Source organism: Burkholderia sp. Cy-637 (assembly GCF_011753175.1).
Taxonomy (GTDB): Bacteria; Pseudomonadota; Gammaproteobacteria; order Burkholderiales; family Burkholderiaceae; genus Burkholderia; species Burkholderia gladioli.
In genome coordinates, this window is the sequence record NZ_VWWC01000005.1 from 36,303 (window position 1) to 51,508 (window position 15,206).

At 64.0% G+C, this 15,206-nt stretch carries 13 protein-coding genes; 6 read left to right on the plus strand and 7 right to left on the minus strand.

The window, feature by feature from the left end; genetic code table 11:
- The first annotated feature begins 16 nt into the window (after nt 1–16).
- Nucleotides 17–1,390 carry a cytochrome c peroxidase gene (locus F3J10_RS02820; RefSeq protein WP_240155343.1) on the plus strand — a complete coding sequence of 458 codons (1,374 nt, stop codon included), beginning with the start codon at nt 17–19 and terminating at the stop codon, nt 1,388–1,390.
- A gap of 582 nt (nt 1,391–1,972) precedes the next feature.
- On the opposite strand, the gene F3J10_RS02825 is transcribed toward F3J10_RS02820, so the two are convergent.
- The 3 genes from F3J10_RS02825 to F3J10_RS02835 form a co-directional block, all read right to left on the minus strand.
- The gene (locus tag F3J10_RS02825) at nt 1,973–2,560 is read right to left on the minus strand and encodes a hypothetical protein (protein ID WP_167229739.1); all 588 of its coding nucleotides are present in this window, start codon (nt 2,558–2,560) and stop codon (nt 1,973–1,975) included.
- A 609-nt stretch (nt 2,561–3,169) separates the two neighbouring features.
- Complete coding sequence (purU, locus tag F3J10_RS02830; protein ID WP_025099116.1) at nt 3,170–4,045, minus strand: formyltetrahydrofolate deformylase; 876 nt, start codon at nt 4,043–4,045, stop codon at nt 3,170–3,172.
- 188 nt (nt 4,046–4,233) lie between these two features.
- Nucleotides 4,234–5,172, minus strand: coding sequence for a LysR family transcriptional regulator (locus F3J10_RS02835; RefSeq protein WP_240155345.1), 939 nt, complete (start codon nt 5,170–5,172; stop codon nt 4,234–4,236).
- Between the two features lie 179 nt (nt 5,173–5,351).
- Between F3J10_RS02835 and betC the strand changes: the two genes are divergently transcribed.
- The 3 genes from betC to F3J10_RS02850 all read left to right on the plus strand — a co-directional run bounded on the left by betC (nt 5,352) and on the right by F3J10_RS02850 (nt 9,351).
- Nucleotides 5,352–6,887: a choline-sulfatase gene (betC, locus tag F3J10_RS02840; protein WP_167240926.1), complete on the plus strand. Its 1,536-nt coding sequence runs from the start codon at nt 5,352–5,354 to the stop codon at nt 6,885–6,887.
- A gap of 59 nt (nt 6,888–6,946) precedes the next feature.
- Entirely contained in the window at nt 6,947–7,942 is a 996-nt protein-coding gene (gene choX / locus F3J10_RS02845) for a choline ABC transporter substrate-binding protein (protein ID WP_167240928.1), read from the plus strand.
- A gap of 311 nt (nt 7,943–8,253) precedes the next feature.
- On the plus strand, nt 8,254–9,351 hold the full coding sequence (locus F3J10_RS02850) for a porin (RefSeq protein ID WP_223996694.1): 1,098 nt from the start codon (nt 8,254–8,256) through the stop codon (nt 9,349–9,351).
- 98 nt (nt 9,352–9,449) lie between these two features.
- Here the strand turns inward: F3J10_RS02850 and F3J10_RS02855 are convergent, their stop codons facing one another.
- The gene (locus tag F3J10_RS02855) at nt 9,450–10,370 is read right to left on the minus strand and encodes a hypothetical protein (RefSeq protein WP_167240930.1); all 921 of its coding nucleotides are present in this window, start codon (nt 10,368–10,370) and stop codon (nt 9,450–9,452) included.
- 314 nt (nt 10,371–10,684) lie between these two features.
- The gene (locus tag F3J10_RS02860) at nt 10,685–11,629 is read right to left on the minus strand and encodes a GlxA family transcriptional regulator (RefSeq protein ID WP_167229755.1); all 945 of its coding nucleotides are present in this window, start codon (nt 11,627–11,629) and stop codon (nt 10,685–10,687) included.
- 229 nt (nt 11,630–11,858) lie between these two features.
- Between F3J10_RS02860 and F3J10_RS02865 the strand changes: the two genes are divergently transcribed.
- Nucleotides 11,859–12,215 (plus strand): DUF4148 domain-containing protein, encoded by a 357-nt coding sequence (locus tag F3J10_RS02865; protein ID WP_167240932.1) that lies wholly within the window; start codon nt 11,859–11,861, stop codon nt 12,213–12,215.
- Between the two features lie 323 nt (nt 12,216–12,538).
- The gene (locus F3J10_RS02870) at nt 12,539–13,681 is read left to right on the plus strand and encodes a porin (RefSeq protein WP_166911466.1); all 1,143 of its coding nucleotides are present in this window, start codon (nt 12,539–12,541) and stop codon (nt 13,679–13,681) included.
- 37 nt (nt 13,682–13,718) lie between these two features.
- On the opposite strand, the gene F3J10_RS02875 is transcribed toward F3J10_RS02870, so the two are convergent.
- Entirely contained in the window at nt 13,719–14,720 is a 1,002-nt protein-coding gene (locus F3J10_RS02875) for a 4-hydroxythreonine-4-phosphate dehydrogenase PdxA (RefSeq protein WP_167240934.1), read from the minus strand.
- A gap of 36 nt (nt 14,721–14,756) precedes the next feature.
- Entirely contained in the window at nt 14,757–15,086 is a 330-nt protein-coding gene (locus F3J10_RS02880) for a non-heme iron oxygenase ferredoxin subunit (protein WP_103691785.1), read from the minus strand.
- Nucleotides 15,087–15,206: the final 120 nt, after the last annotated feature.

Sequence of the window (15,206 nt, forward strand, 5' to 3'; positions counted from 1 at the left end):
CAGGGCCCGCCAGGCAATGGAAGGCGTAGTGATGGCTGCCGCCGCGATCGGGCTGCTCGGCTCGATCGCGATGCGCAGCGCCGATGCCGTGCAATTCCCTCAGGTGGCCGACGCGGGGCAGGGCGGCGCGTCGGCACCGAAGGCGGGTGCCAAGGCCCGCCGTGCCGCGCCCCCGCCGTTCAAGTTCAATGTCTGGGTGCGCTACCCGGCGGTGCCCGAGCATCTGAGCCCGGCCGCCGAACTCGGCAAGCAACTGTTCTTCGATCCCTCGCTGTCCGCTTCCGGGCGGATGTCCTGCGCGAGCTGCCATAGCCCCGAGCACGCCTACGGGCCGCCGAACGGGCTGGCGGTGCAACTGGGCGGCCCTGATATGAAGCATCCGGGCGCACGCTCGGTGCCCTCGCTGCGCTACCTGACGTTCACGCCGATGTTCAGCCGTCACTTCTATACGCCCGCCTCGGAAGACGTGGAGGATGAAGGGCCGACGGGCGGCTTCATGCGCGACGGCGCGGCGGCGTCCTTGCACGCGCAGGCCGGCTTGCCATTGCTGAATCCGGACGAGATGGCGAACCGCGATCCGGCGGCGGTGGTGGAGGCGCTGCGGCGCGGCGCGAATGCCGAGCGGTTTCGCGCGGTGTATGGAGCGCAGGTTTTCTCGCAGCCGCAGCAGGCGTTCCAGGATATCGGGCTGGCGCTGGAGGCGTTCCAGACCGAGGATCCGAGTTTTCATCCGTATACGAGCAAGTTCGATGCGGTGATGTCGGGGCATGCGAATTTCACCTCGGCGGAGCTGCATGGGCTGTCGCTGTTCAATGATCCGGCCAAGGGCAATTGCGCGAAGTGTCATCTGGATACGCCCGGGCCGGGTGGGCGGCCGGCGCAGTTCGCGGATTTTTCGTTTGCCGCGCTAGGGGTGCCCCGGAATGCGGAGATTCCGGCGAATCGGGATCCGAATCATTACGACCTTGGCTTGTGCGGGCGGCCGGAGCTGGCCAAGGAAACGAGCTTCTGCGGGATGTTCAAGTCGCCGACGCTGCGCAATTCGGCGTCGCGGAGCGTGTTCTTTCATAACGGGCGGTATCACACGCTAGAGGATGTGATGCGCTTTTATGTGCAGCGGGATACGAACCCGGAAAAGTGGTATCCGCGCAAGGCGAATGGGAAGGTGGACAAGTATGACGATCTGCCGGTGAAGTACCGGGAGAACGCGGATGTGGCGGATGCGCCGTTCGATCGGAAGCTGGGAGGGAAGCCGGCGTTGAGCGAAGCGGAGATCCGGGATGTGATCGCGTTTTTGAAGACGCTGGATGATGGGTATTCGGAGCGGGCGGGTGGGGGGCGACGGAAAGACCCTAAAAAGCACCGCGGAAAGACGGTTGCCTCTCTATAAGGCATAAAAAAGTCGAGTGAAATATAATTTGACTATATGCTGAGTTTTATCTATTTATTAAAAATAAAACCTGGACGCAGCGTCTGATCTTAGTGTCGTTGCTCCGAAAAGGGTCGGTTTCTGTGTTGCCTCCTCTCTCTTTTTTTGATTGCAAAATGTAATCGAGACATTTGAGGTAGATGTCTTTAGTATTTGCGCGTGCTAGCTAAGATGCCATGTGGCTTGGAATGAGGGGCATGCTTACGCAGAGCTTTGCTGGACGCATGGCATCGAGAGAAATGCGGGTTTGGGTCCGGCAATGAATCAGTGCTTTACACTATATAGACGCTGATGCCCGGACGTTAGCTTGAACTTAGTTATGCATGTGAGTGTGCTGTTATTGGTTCGCATCGATTCGTTGTTCCAATTGATCAGGTCGGCGGTGTCGGCCGACCAGTTTTAGGTTAGGCTGTTACGCGACGGTTGGAGTGATGCAAGAGCGTAGTGCTAATTGCGCTTGATTTGAATTGACGGGTTCCGATTTTTAAATATTTAATCGGGAAGATTGTGTATTTGAAATGGAAGGACCGCAGGCGAGTTAGATCATTCGTACCAACCAGAATTATATGATTCATATTGGGCGTTGTTGCTGGTTGGGCGAATTGCCCACAAATACCTGCTCCCTTGAACTTTGCCGATTCTCTGGTTGAACTCGGTAAGGACGGCGTCATCGTATTGTCTCCTTCCTGAATATTTTTTTTCTCGTTGCTTGTTGAACCACGGAAGGCAGTGGTGTTTGTTAATAAATGCCGATATCAAATCGGCTTCGACATATTGGCAAAGATTGAGATCATTGGATCGTACGCAATCGGCGACTCTAATTTCGATTTCTGCATTGGGGACGGCAACGAGTAACTCCGCAATCCATTTTGCGTGATTGTAGAGGCGTGTTGCGGCGTTGCCTTCTCCAATGTATATGACTGGAGAAAATTCATCGCCGTAGGCGATTGCGACATCTCCTTTTAAGCGGACTACGTAAACGCATTGACTCGGTTTGTCTAGGCTTGGAAATTGCGCGGTAAGTCGACTTCTCACCAATGTGGCTGCCTCAATAGCGTCGATGCCGGTGAATCCAAATTTAACGGAGATCGGGTCTCGCCAGCGTATGTGATTTATTGTTACTAATGCCATAAATAGCTCGTTTCTTGTTGTTGTGTTGTTAAAATACGTAGAATATTGTTTGTTGGTTATATTGATTTATTTTCTATTAATTTATGATTGGGGTTGAGTGGTTGATGGTAGTTTGCTGAGTCAGGGAGGCGGTGGTGGCTACTGCGTATCATATCCTACTCCAGCTTCTCCGGGCATTCAGTGCTCATTTGGGAGCACCGCCACTACGAGGCTTGTTACTGGGCCCTTGATCCACGGAAATGTAATTGCCCGAAAGCAGCGCTTTTCCTCTCGATGCGAATCGCCTGTGAAGGATTTGAAGAGGTGGGCATCATCCTTTCGGGGTAAGTACGCATCGACGTAATCATCGGCCAGCTCGTAATCCCTTTGATCGACGAATCGGAGAACGGCGTCAGCCGACACGGCATCTCGATCAGGGCGCCAGCACATATTGCGGTCGCTACAAGAAGTCCAAGGAATTCAACGAAAGCGATGCAGCATCGCTCCGTGGAATCCTGCGACGAACCCAAAAAAAGCCCCCACACATTCCTGCGCGGGGGCTGTCAAAGTCAGAGACTAAAGGAAACACTCAGCCCGGCAAGCGTTCCCGCCCACCGAGTCACATCAAACTCAGCCAAACACCACCGTCCGATCCCCATTGAGAAACACCCGCCGCTCGATAAATGCCTTCACCGCCCGAGCCAGCGTGATCGACTCCATATCCCGTCCAACCATCAGCAGCCGTTCCGGCCGATACGAGTGATCGACCCGCTCGACCACCTGCTCGATGATCGGCCCTTCATCCAGGTCATCGGTAACGAAGTGAGCCGTCGCCCCGATCAGCTTGACGCCACGCGTATGCGCCTGGTGATAAGGCTTCGCCCCCTTGAACCCCGGCAAGAACGAGTGATGAATATTGATCGCCCGATTCGCCAGCTTCGCGCTGGTTTCCGGCGACAGCACCTGCATATACCTCGCCAGAATCACCAGTTCAGCCCCACTGGACTCGAACATATCCAGCCACTGCGCCTCCTGCTGGGCCTTCGTCTCCGCGGTGATCGGAAAATGCCGAAACGGCAAGCCATGCTGCACCGCCAGCGGCTCCAGATCCGCGTGATTGGAGGCAATCCCCACGATATCCATCTTCAGCTCGCCCATCTTCCAGCGGAACAGCAGATCCGCCAGGCAATGCTCGAGCTTGGAAACCAGGATCATCACCTTCGGCCGCGCATCGGCATCATGAATCGCCCACTGCATCTGGAAGCGCTCGGCGATCGGCGCGAACTCGGCTCGCAGCGCGTCGATATCGGGCGTATCGGCCGCATCGGAGGCATGGAACACGCAGCGCACGAAAAAGCGCCCGCTCAGGTCGTCGTCGAACACGGTCAGTTCGTCGACATAGCAGCGGTGGCTATCGAGCACGCCCACCACGGCGGCCACCTGGCCGGCCGCGCTGGGGCAGGATAGCGTCAACAGGAATCGGGAGTTGCGAACGGAGCCGGACATGCTTTCCTCGGATCACCGGTGGCGCGGCGCGCCACACGCGGCCGCTTCTCGCGGCAGGGCTCCAGTAGACCAGTCCGTAATCCGGGTGGATAGAATCGAAACGCCGTGCCGCTGGTATCGAAACGCCAAACCGGGGCGGTGGCGGCACCCAACCGACAGCGCCGAACCATGATCAGCCGCCCAGCCCCTCAGCGCCCGCTCACGGCGGCATGAACCGGCGCCGCCGCCACGGCGCGCCCGGCGCCGGCCGGCTCGCGGCAGCGGTCGAACAGCCAGCGCCGGAACCGGCCCACCGCCGGCGCCTCGGGCCGCGATGGCGGCCGCACCAGGAAATACCCGCGCTCGGTCACCGCCGTCGCCTCCACGCAGCGCACCAACTGGCCACTCGCAAGCAGCTCGTCCACCAGCGGCGACCAGCCCAGCGCCACGCCCTGGTTCATCAGGGCGGCATGCACCACCAGCGCATAACTATTGAACGTCAGCCCATGCGGCTCGGGCGGGGCGGTGAGCTGGTGGGCGGCGAACCAGCCGTGCCAGTCCAGCCAGCGTTCCGGCTTGGTCGGCTGCACGTGCAGCAGCGGCAGCGCCAGCAGGTCGGCCGGGCCCTTCAGCTTGCGTCGATGCGCGGCCAGGAAGGCCGGCGAGCACACGGGCGTCACGGCTTCCTCGAACAGGCGCGTGGAAGTGCAGGCCGGCCAGTCGCCGTCGCCGAACAGGATCGCCACGTCGGCGTGGTCGCGTTGCAGGTCGGCGTGCTGGGCCGTCACCACGCGCACGTCCACGTCGGGCATCTCGGCCTTCAGTTGCGCCAGGCGCGGCATCAGCCAGTAGGTCGCGAAACCCACGTCGGTCACCAGGGTGAGGGCGCCGCGGGCGCGGCGTTCGCGGATGTCGGCGGTGGCGCAGCGCAGCGTGTCCAGGCTCTGGCGCACCGCCTCGAACAGGCGCGCGCCGTCCTCGGTCAGGGTCACGCCGCGGTGGCCGCGCTCGAACAGCGGCGCGCCGAGCGCTTCCTCGAGCTGCACCACGCGCTGGCTGACGGCCGGCTGCGTCGAGCCCAGCTCGCGCGCGGCGGCCGTGAAGCTGGCCAGGCGCGCCGCCGATTCGAAGGCGGACAGCGCCTGCATCGGCGGTAACCGATCGGGACTTCTCATAAGCACCTCTGATGGCCCATAAGCAAACGACCTCTTCCCCGCGCGATTCCAGCCGGCGACAGTGAAGCCTGCCGCGGCGCGCTCGCCGCGCCGAAAACCCGGCGCGGCCGGCAGCGCCGCGATCCCGTCGATTCTAATTCAGTCAATTCGCGATGCTTAACACGAAGCCGAATATCCTTATCTTGATGGCTGATCAACTGACCCCGTTCGCCTTGTCCGCCTACGGACATCGCGGCGCGATCACGCCTACCATCGACCGCCTGGCCGCCGGCGGGGTGGTGTTCGAATCGGCCTATTGCGCCAGCCCCCTGTGCGCGCCCTCGCGCTTTTCCTTCATGTCGGGCAAGCTGCCGGCCGCGATCGGCGCTTACGACAACGCGGCCGAGCTGCCGGCCCAGACGCTCACCTTCGCGCACTACCTGCGCGCGGCCGGCTATCGCACGGCGCTGGCCGGCAAGATGCACTTCTGCGGGCCGGACCAACTGCACGGCTTCGAGGAACGCCTCACCACCGACATCTACCCGGCCGATTTCGGCTGGGTGCCCGACTGGAGCCAGCCCGAGGCGCGGCCGAGCTGGTATCACAACATGGGCTCGGTGCTCGACGCGGGCCCCTGCGTGCGTACCAACCAGCTCGATTTCGACGACGAGGTGACCTTCGCCACCCGCCAGAAGCTCTACGACCTGGCGCGCGAGAAATCGGCGGGGCAGGACACGCGGCCGTTCTGCCTGGTGATGTCGCTCACGCACCCGCACGATCCCTACGCGATCACGCGCGAGTATTGGGACCTCTACCAGGACGAGGACGTGCCGATGCCGGCCGTCACGCTCGGCTACGACGAGAGCGACCCGCATTCGAAGCGGCTGCGCGCGGTCAGCGAGATCGACCGCACGCCGCCCAGCGAGGCGCAGGTGAGGGCGGCGCGCCATGCCTATTACGGCTCGAGCTCCTATGTCGACGCGCAGTTCGGCGCGGTGATGAACGCGCTGGAAGCCTGCGGCTTCGCCGACGATACGATCGTGATCGTGACGGCCGACCACGGCGACATGCTCGGCGAGCGCGGCCTCTGGTACAAGATGACCTTCTTCGAGGGCGGCTGCCGCGTGCCGCTGATCGTCAACGCGCCCAAGCGCTTCGCGCCGGGCCGCGTGGCGGCCTCGGTCTCGCACCTGGACCTGCTGCCCACCCTGGTGGAGTTCGCCACTGGCGGCGCGCCGGTGGAATGGCCGGATAGCATCGACGGACGCAGCCTGCTGCCGCATCTAAGGGGCGGCGCCGGCCACGACGAGGCGATCGGCGAATACCTGGCCGAAGGCGCGATCGCGCCGATCGTGATGATCCGGCGCGGCGAGTGGAAGTTCATCCACACGCCGGTGGATCCGGACCAGCTCTACAACCTGCACGACGATCCGCGCGAGTTGCGCAACCTCGCCGACGATCCGGCGCTGGCGGAGCTGGTCACCGCGTTCCGCGCCGAAGTGGCCAAGCGCTGGGACCTGGACGCGATCCACGCGCAGGTGCTGGCCAGCCAGCGCCGCCGCCGCTTCCATTTCGCGGCGACCACGCAGGGGCGCATCGCCTCCTGGGACTGGCAGCCGTTCCAGGACGCGAGCCAGCGCTACATGCGCAACCACATCGAACTCGACACGCTCGAGGCGATGGCGCGCTATCCGCGCGTGCAGGGCTGAATACCGGGCGCCGGCCACCCGCCGCAGGCCATCCATCCATTCCATAAGGAAAACCCACGATGACACGCTTCAATCGATCTGCCGGGGCGGCTCGCGCGCCGCGGCGCAGCACCTTCGCGACGGCCGCGCTGTCGGCCTTGCTGGCCGTCGTCCTGCCGGGCGCCTTGGCACGGGCGGCCGAGCCCGCCGCCTGTACCGAGGTGCGGATGGCCGCGCCGGGCTGGACCGATATCGACGCCACCAATGCGATGACGGGCGTGGTGCTGGATGCCCTCGGCTATCGCCAGCGCGTCTCGAACCTGTCGGTGCCGATCACCTTCCAGGGCCTCAAGAAAGGGCAGATCGACGTGTTCCTCGGCAACTGGATGCCGGCGCAGGGGCCGTTGGTCAAGCCCTTCGTCGAGGAGAAGTCGATCGAGGTGCTGCACCCGAACCTGACGCACGCGAAGTTCACGCTGGCCGTGCCCGACTACGTGGCGGCCGCCGGCGTGCACAGCTTCGCCGACCTCGCCAAGTACGCCGACCGCTTCGGCAATCGCATCTACGGCATCGAGCCGGGCGCGCCGGCCAACCAGAACATCAAGCGGATGATCGCCGACAAGGCGCTAGGCGCGGGCAACTGGAGCCTGGTGGAATCGAGCGAGACCGGCATGCTGACCCAGGTCGAGCGCGCCGAACGCGACCGCCAGTGGATCGTGTTCCTGGCCTGGGAGCCGCACCTGATGAACACCAGGTTCCATCCCGTCTACCTGTCGGGCGGCGATGCCTACTTCGGCCCCGACTACGGCGGCGCCACCGTCAACACGGTCGCGCGCAACGGCTACGCGAACCAGTGCCCGAACCTCGGCAAGCTGTTCCGGCAGGTCAGCTTCAGCGTGGACGTGGAGAACGCCATGATCGCCTCGATGCTGATCGACAAGCTCTCGCCCACCGATGCCGCGAAACGCGCCCTGCAGGCCCATCCCGACCTGCTCGACGCCTGGCTGGCGGGCGTCACCACCGCCAGCGGTGCGCCTGCGCTGCCGGCCGCCAGGACGGCGCTCGGCCTGCACTGAGGCGCCCGGAACCCGCGCGAGGTTCGCGGCGGCGGCACCGCGAACCCGTCTCAGGGCTTTCACGGGTCGGTCGCATACAGACCATTTGTTGTCGTTCGCAGACGGGTGACCCATAAATTGGGTTTGTATTTTTTTCCTCACGTGTCCGGTTCGCGATTCGGCTTTGCCGGCCACGCCAGCGTCACCCGTTTCAAGCAAGGCTTCGGACCCGCGCCGCGCGTGGGTCATTCTTCCAACAGGGATGCAGGTTTGGGGTTGCCACGATGAAAAAAAGAATGAAAGTTGCCGCAGCCGGCGCCGCCGCGCTGGCCATGGCGGGCGTGTCGTCGACGAGTCACGCGCAGAGCAGCGTCACGCTGTACGGCATCATCGACGCCGGTATTACCTATGTGAACAATTCCGGCGGCGCGCATGTGTTCAAGTTCGACGACGGCGTGTCCTACGGCAACCGGATCGGCTTCAAGGGCACCGAAGACCTCGGCGGCGGCCTGAAGGCGGTGTTCGCCCTGGAAAGCGGCTTCCGGCTTGGCAACGGGCAGCTCAATTTCGGCGGCGCGCTGTTCGGCCGCCAGGCTTATGTCGGACTGCAGAACGACTGGGGCACGCTGTCCTTCGGCGACCAGCTCGACATGACCGAGGAGATGGTCTACCTGACCAATGTCTCGGCCTGGGCCAGCGGCTACGCGATCCACCAGGGCGACTTCGACCGATTCAACGGCGACCGCCTGCCGAACTCGGTGAAGTTCCTGTCGAACACCTTCGCGGGCTTCAAGTTCGGCGGCATGTACTCGTTCGGCAACGTGGCCGGCAATTTCCACCGCAACAGCGCCTACAGCCTGGGCGCGAGCTACGCGAACGGCGATTTCTCGGCCGGCGCCGCCTATACGCAGCTGAACAACCCGAACGGCATCTACGCCTTCGATCCCTACGCGATGATCGGCACCAAGACCTTCCTCGGCCAGCCGACCGTCAGCGTCGATCCGGCCACGGGCGCGGTGACGGACCTGTTCTCCAGCACGCCGATGAACATCGACAAGCAGGGTACCTTCGGCGTGGGCGCGAGCTACGCGATCGGCAAGCTCTCGCTGATCGGCAACTTCACCTACACGACGATCAAGGGTTTTGGCCAGAGCTCGCACATGCAGGTGTATGAAGGCGGCGCGACGTATCAGTTCACGCCGGCGCTGAGCCTGATCGGCGGCTACCAGCACACGCGCTTCGAGGGCCATCACTGGAACCAGGGTTCGGCCGGCGTGCATTACCTGCTGTCCAAGCGTACCGACGTGTATATCTCCGGCGACTACCTGCGCGCCTCGAATGGCGTGGATGCCGTGATCGGCTACAGCTTCACGCCGTCGACCACGCAGACGCAGGCGGACGTGCGGATCGGCATGCGCCATTCGTTCTGATGCGTTGATGATGGGCCGGGCGGCCCGGCATTGCGAACCAGGGGCGGCGGCCACGCGGCGAGCGTGGCCGCCGCCCCTTCGTCGTTGTCCATGCCGAATCAGTCGTTATTGTGCTGATGGACTGTCACGTCCGCCCGCATCGCGTTCCCGATCTGGCTTCTCACGGTATCGTCGTCCGCGCCCGACATCAGCTCGACGTGCGTTTTGACAAGTCGCTCCGTATGCGCATCCGGGAGGCGGTCGGGCCGGATCTGGGCCAGGCTGCGATGGTGCGTGTCCGCGTTCAATCGTCCGCCATCGGCCTGCTCGCCGCGGATGAACTCGGCCACCGCGCTCTGGTTGCCCTGCGCGGCCATGGTCTTGGCCTCCAGGAACACGTCGACGATGGGGGCGACGTGCAAGGACATTTCATGATCGATGACATGCGCGCCATACCCGCTGTTCTGGGTGAGCACATGGTTTTCGTTCACCTGCACAGAGAGCGAAAGCGGATGTCCGGCGGCGATATGCTGCGCGAGCGCCGCCGGATCGGTATGGACTCCCACGCCGTTCACTGACGCGCCGGTGTTGCCCGCTCGGCTGGCCGGCATGCGGTTCGAGGTGGAAAATTCCAGCTCGATGTCCTTGGGGTGCTGCTGGATCGTATCGACCAACGGGGCAGGCACGCGGCTGTCGGCTTCGCAGTACATCATGAGTGCATTGCTGTACCGGCTCGCGTCGTGCTCGAATTCTCCGGATACCGAAATGTTCTGATAGGCCTCGGCGTGCTCGGGTGCCTCCATCGGGTACGCCGAGGCATGCTGGTTCGGCCTGGAGGCGCGCTGGGTACCCGCATCCGGACGCGACTTGTCCGAGCGATTCGACGTCGGCCGTTGCGGGAGATTCTGCAGGGCGCCGCCCATGCGGGATCGCGTCTCCGTCGGCTGCGGCCGGGAACCCGGCGTGTGCGCCGCCGGCTGGGTGGAATCCTGGCCGGTGGCTGGGGTGGTGCCGTGGATCGATGGCGTGGAAAGTTTCATCGCTTGTTCTCAACAGGATGTCGGATGGGGTGGAGATGAGGCGACCGATGGATCGCCGCCCTGGCTGGGGCACCTCCGTGCTTGCACCACCTCATCGCGGATGAGCCTGCATGGCAATGTAGCCGTCATCCTGTTTTTGAATTCTCAGTTTGACTGAGTGTGTCTCAGCAATAGGCTGCAATTGATGAATTGCGCTCCGTGCGACGGGGCTTCGCGCGAATCTCACGATTGCTCAGCGGATTTTCTACACTGGTGCGTGTGCTGGGTTTCAGCAGGCCTTCCGTGCCTTGTCGGGCTCGCGCAGCGTGCCAGGCTCAGCGCTGCGTCTGCCGGTCGTTGCGCGGGCTCGCGCCGAAGCGCGCCCGGTAGCTGCGCGAGAAGTGCGAGGGCGATTCGAAGCCGCAAGCCACGCAGATCGCCGTGATCGTCATGTCGGTCTGCTGCAGCAGTTCGCGGGCGCGGTCCAGCCGCAGCTGCATGTAGAAGCGCGTGGGCGTGTCGTTGAGGATCGAGCTGAACAGGCGCTCGAGTTGGCGCCGCGTGATGCCGACGTCCTGCGCCAGCGCATCCGAGGACAGCGGCGTCTCGGTATGCCGCTCCATCGCGCCGATCACCTGGATCAGCTTGCGGTTGTGCACGCCGTATCGCGCCGCGATCTCCAGCCGCTGCCGATCCGAATGCTGGCGGATCCGGCCCACCACGAACTGCTCGGAGATGGTCGCGGCCAGGTCGGCGCCGTGCCGGCGGCCGATCAGCTCCAGCATCATGTCGATCGAGGCGGTGCCGCCCGCGCAGGTGATGCGGCGCTCGCCGGTCTCGAACAGTTCCTGCGTCGCGTTCAGGCGCGGATAGCGCTCGCGGAACGCGGCCAGTGCCTCCCAGTGCAGCGTCAGCGTGTGCGAGGGGTCGAACAGCCCGGCCTCGGCCAGCACGAAGCTGCCCGTGTCGATCCCGCCGATGGTGGCGCCGCCCAGGTGCTGGCGCCGCAGCCAGTCGCCCAGCGTGCGCGTGTAGCGCGCCAGCGGCTCGAAGCCGGCGATCACGAACACCGTATCGGCGTGCTCCACCTCGCCGAAGGCCGCGTCGGCGTTCAGCGCCACACCGTTGCTGGCCAGCACCGGCGCGCCGTCCATGCTCAGTAGTTGCCAGCGGTACAGATCGGGGCGAAAGCGGTTCGCCACACGCAGCGGCTCGATCGCCGACATGCAGCCAAGTGCAGAAAAGCCGGGGAGCAGCAGGAAGTGGAGGGTTTCCGGCATGGGGCGGGCGGGTGAGGTGAGGGCGGGGCGCGCTTGATTATAGAGGCTGGCGGACCCGGTACGGCACTTGAGACGAACGAGCAGTTTGTTGAGCCGCGCGGACATTCATCGAGAAGCGTCGCGGCACTACAGTGGATACACGTGATCGACAAGGAGATCACGAACCCGCAGCGAAACGACATGGGTCGACAACGTTGCGAACGCAACCAACATATCACTGGAGTCCATCATGAAGACGCTTCTCGCCAATCGTATCGTCGCCGCCACCGCAGCCGCCGTTGCCCTCACGTTCGCCTCTGGCGCCGCCCAGGCGCAGACCAGCCAGTTGACGCGTGCACAGGTGCGCGCCGAACTCGTGCAACTGCAAGCCGCCGGATACAACTCGGCGCGCGGCGAGGACACCACGTACCCGGCACAACTGCAGGCAGCCGAGCAGCGCGTGGGGCAGCAGCAGATCGCCGTGCGCACCATCAGCGACGAGCAGGGTTATGGCGGCAGCGTCGGCGGCGCTTCGGCTTCGGGTACGCGCCATCACCATGTCACCCTGGAAAACGACGGCATGAAGCCCGTCTATTTCGGTCAATGAGCGTGGCCATGGCCGGCACGCACAGGATCGGTGCCGGCCCCGATCAGTTCTTTATCTCGGGATGGAAACGGGCTGCAGGCTTGGTGGAGGACGGCTCGGCCATCACCTGCTCTCGACGCGGCCCGGCGCATCGAGCACGCCGCGCGGATTAGCAATGCCAGGAGCGGCCCGCGCGCGTGGCACGCGATTGTTTCAGTGATTTGACGTGATTCTTCCAATTCCAGGAAAGGTGCCTGCGCAACCAGGTCGACATTTTCCGGAGCGGCCTTTCCTATACTCGCCGGCGTCTCAACCCGGCGTTTCAATGGAACTGGAGTCTCACGGTGAAAAGAATATCCCTGGCCACGGCCTGCCTGGCCACCTTCGCGGCAGCCTCGGCGCACGCGCAAAGCTCGGTCACCCTGTACGGGCTGGTCGATGCCGGCATCGCCTATACCAACAACGTGGGCGGCAGCGGTCGCGTCGCGCTCGCCAGCGGCAACATCAGCGGCAGCCGCTTCGGCCTGCGCGGCACCGAGGACCTGGGAGGCGGCCTGCAGGCGATCTTCGTGCTGGAGAACGGCTTCAGCGTCAACAACGGCCAGCTCGGGCAGAACGGCCGCATGTTCGGCCGGCAAGCCTATGTCGGCCTGGCCAGCAAGCAGTTCGGCACGCTCACGCTGGGCCGCCAATACGACGACGTGGTCGATTTCGTCTCGCCGCTGTCGGCCACGGCCGGCACCTTTGGCGATTCCGGCTTCGCGCATCCCTACGACAACGACAATCTCCAGCACAGCGTGCGCTTCAACAACGCCGTGAAATTCACCAGTCTGGACTACGCCGGTTTCAAGTTCGGCGGCATGTATGCCTTCAGCAACAGCACCGGCTTCGCCACCAGCCGCGCCTACAGCGTCGCGGCCAGCTATGCCCACGGCCCACTCACGGCTGCCGCCGGGTATTTGCAAACCAATGGCTCGGGCACGCGCACGCCGGGCGGCACCGCGTTCGCGAATACCGGAGGCGCGGTCGACCAGGCCGAGGTGAAAGGCAACTTGAGCGCCGACGTGCAGCGCAGCGTCGCCGCCGGTGTGAACTACGCGTTCGGTCCTGCGGTGCTGGGCTTCGTCTATTCGCACAGCCAGTACCAGGGCACCAGCGCGTTCGGGCTCGGCAACGGCTCGGCGCGCTTCGACAATTACGAGCTGAACGGCATGTACCACCTCACGCCGGCGCTCAGGCTCGGCGTGTCCTATGCCTATACCGACGCGCATCTGAGCGGCGCCACCGCCTACGGCACGGATCCGAAGTGGAACCAGGTCAACGCGATCGCGCGTTATGCCTTGTCCAAGCGTACCGAGTTGTATGCCGAGGCGATGGTCCAGCATGCCACCGGCAGCAGGAACGTCGCCTCGCTCTACAACGCCGGCGGCGCGTCTTCCACGGGCAATCAGGTAATGGGCGCGGTGGGGATGCTGACGCGCTTCTGAGCCTGGTTTGATGACGGCGACATCGTCGCCGTCTTGCTTACACGCGCTGCCGCTCGGCCCGGGTCGCGCTGACCAGCCGGTGCACGGCCTCGACCACCGCCTCGGGATTCGCCCGGTTGCCGCCGGCGATGTCGAGCGCGCTGCCGTGCGCGACCGAGGAGAACAGCACCGGCGTGCCGATCGTCATGCCCGCGGTGCGATTGGTCGCCAGCAGCTTGGCCGCGATATGCCCCTGGTCGTGATACATGACGACGAAAGCGTCGTAGCCGGACTTCTGGAACATCGTATCGGCGCCGAACGGGCCGTCCGCGTCGATGCCGAGTTCGCGCGCTGCCTTCAGCGCCGGCTCGATGATGCGCGCCTCGTCGTCGCCGAACATGCCGTGTTCGCTCGCATGCGGGTTGAGCCCCGCCACCGCGATGCGCGCCGCGCCACCGTTGCGCGACAGCACCGCATGGGTTGCCTGCAGCACGCGCAGCACCCGTTCCTCGGTCACCAGTTCCAGCGCGCGGCGCAGGCTCACGTGCAAGGTGGTGTGCACGATGCGGGTGGTGTCGAAGCACAGCATCAGGAAGGCATCGTCGGCCGGCGTGCCGGTGCAGCGCGCCACGAAGGACGGGTAACCGTCGAATTCGATGCCGGCCTCCTTGATCGAATACTCCGTCTGCGGGCAGGCCACTACCGCATCGACGGCACCGGCCATCGCCGCCTCGATGGCGACACGCGCGGCCTCGATGGCGGCACGGCCATGCGCGGCGGCGATCTTGCCGACTTCCAGCGGTTCGGGCGAGAACTGATCGAGCGCGAGCAGGGTGACGTCACGCCCGCTCGAAGTCACGGCCTCGCGCGCCTCGGCGATCGCATGGATGCGCGCGTCGATTCCGCAGGCACGCGCGTGCCAGGCCAGCGCATCGGCGTCGCCGACCAGCAGGGGATCGCAGATCTGGCGCACGCGCGCGTCGAGCGCGGCTTTCAACGCGATTTCGGGGCCGATTCCGGCGGGGTCGCCAAGCGCGATGGCGATTCTGGGACGGTGCATGGACTTCGTCTCCTCCAGGGAAATACAGGGTGGTGCTCAGTGTTCGTCGGCCACGTCGATACCGATCTCGCCGTTCTCGACATGGGCCTCGTAGGTCTTCAGCGGAATCATGCAGGGCGCGGATACCACGGCGCCGGTACGGATGTCGAAGGCGCCGTTGTGGAAATCGCATTCGATCCGATGGCCTTCGAGGCAACCCTCCGAGAGCGAACCCGGGCCGTGCGTGCAGGTGTCGTCGGTGACGAAGAACTGCCCGTCCACATTGAACACGGCCAGCGTCAGGCCATGCTTCTCGATCCGGATCGCCTTGCCCTCACCAACCTCCGAAACCTTGCAAATACCTACGCGGCTACACGCTTGCGACATGGGAAATCTCCGTTTGACAAAGGATTTCGACGGATGATAACTTTGTTCAATTGAAAAGAACAGCGTTCCTATATATGGAACGACCATCAAGAGCGAGCCGACCGACAGGCCGGCATGAGA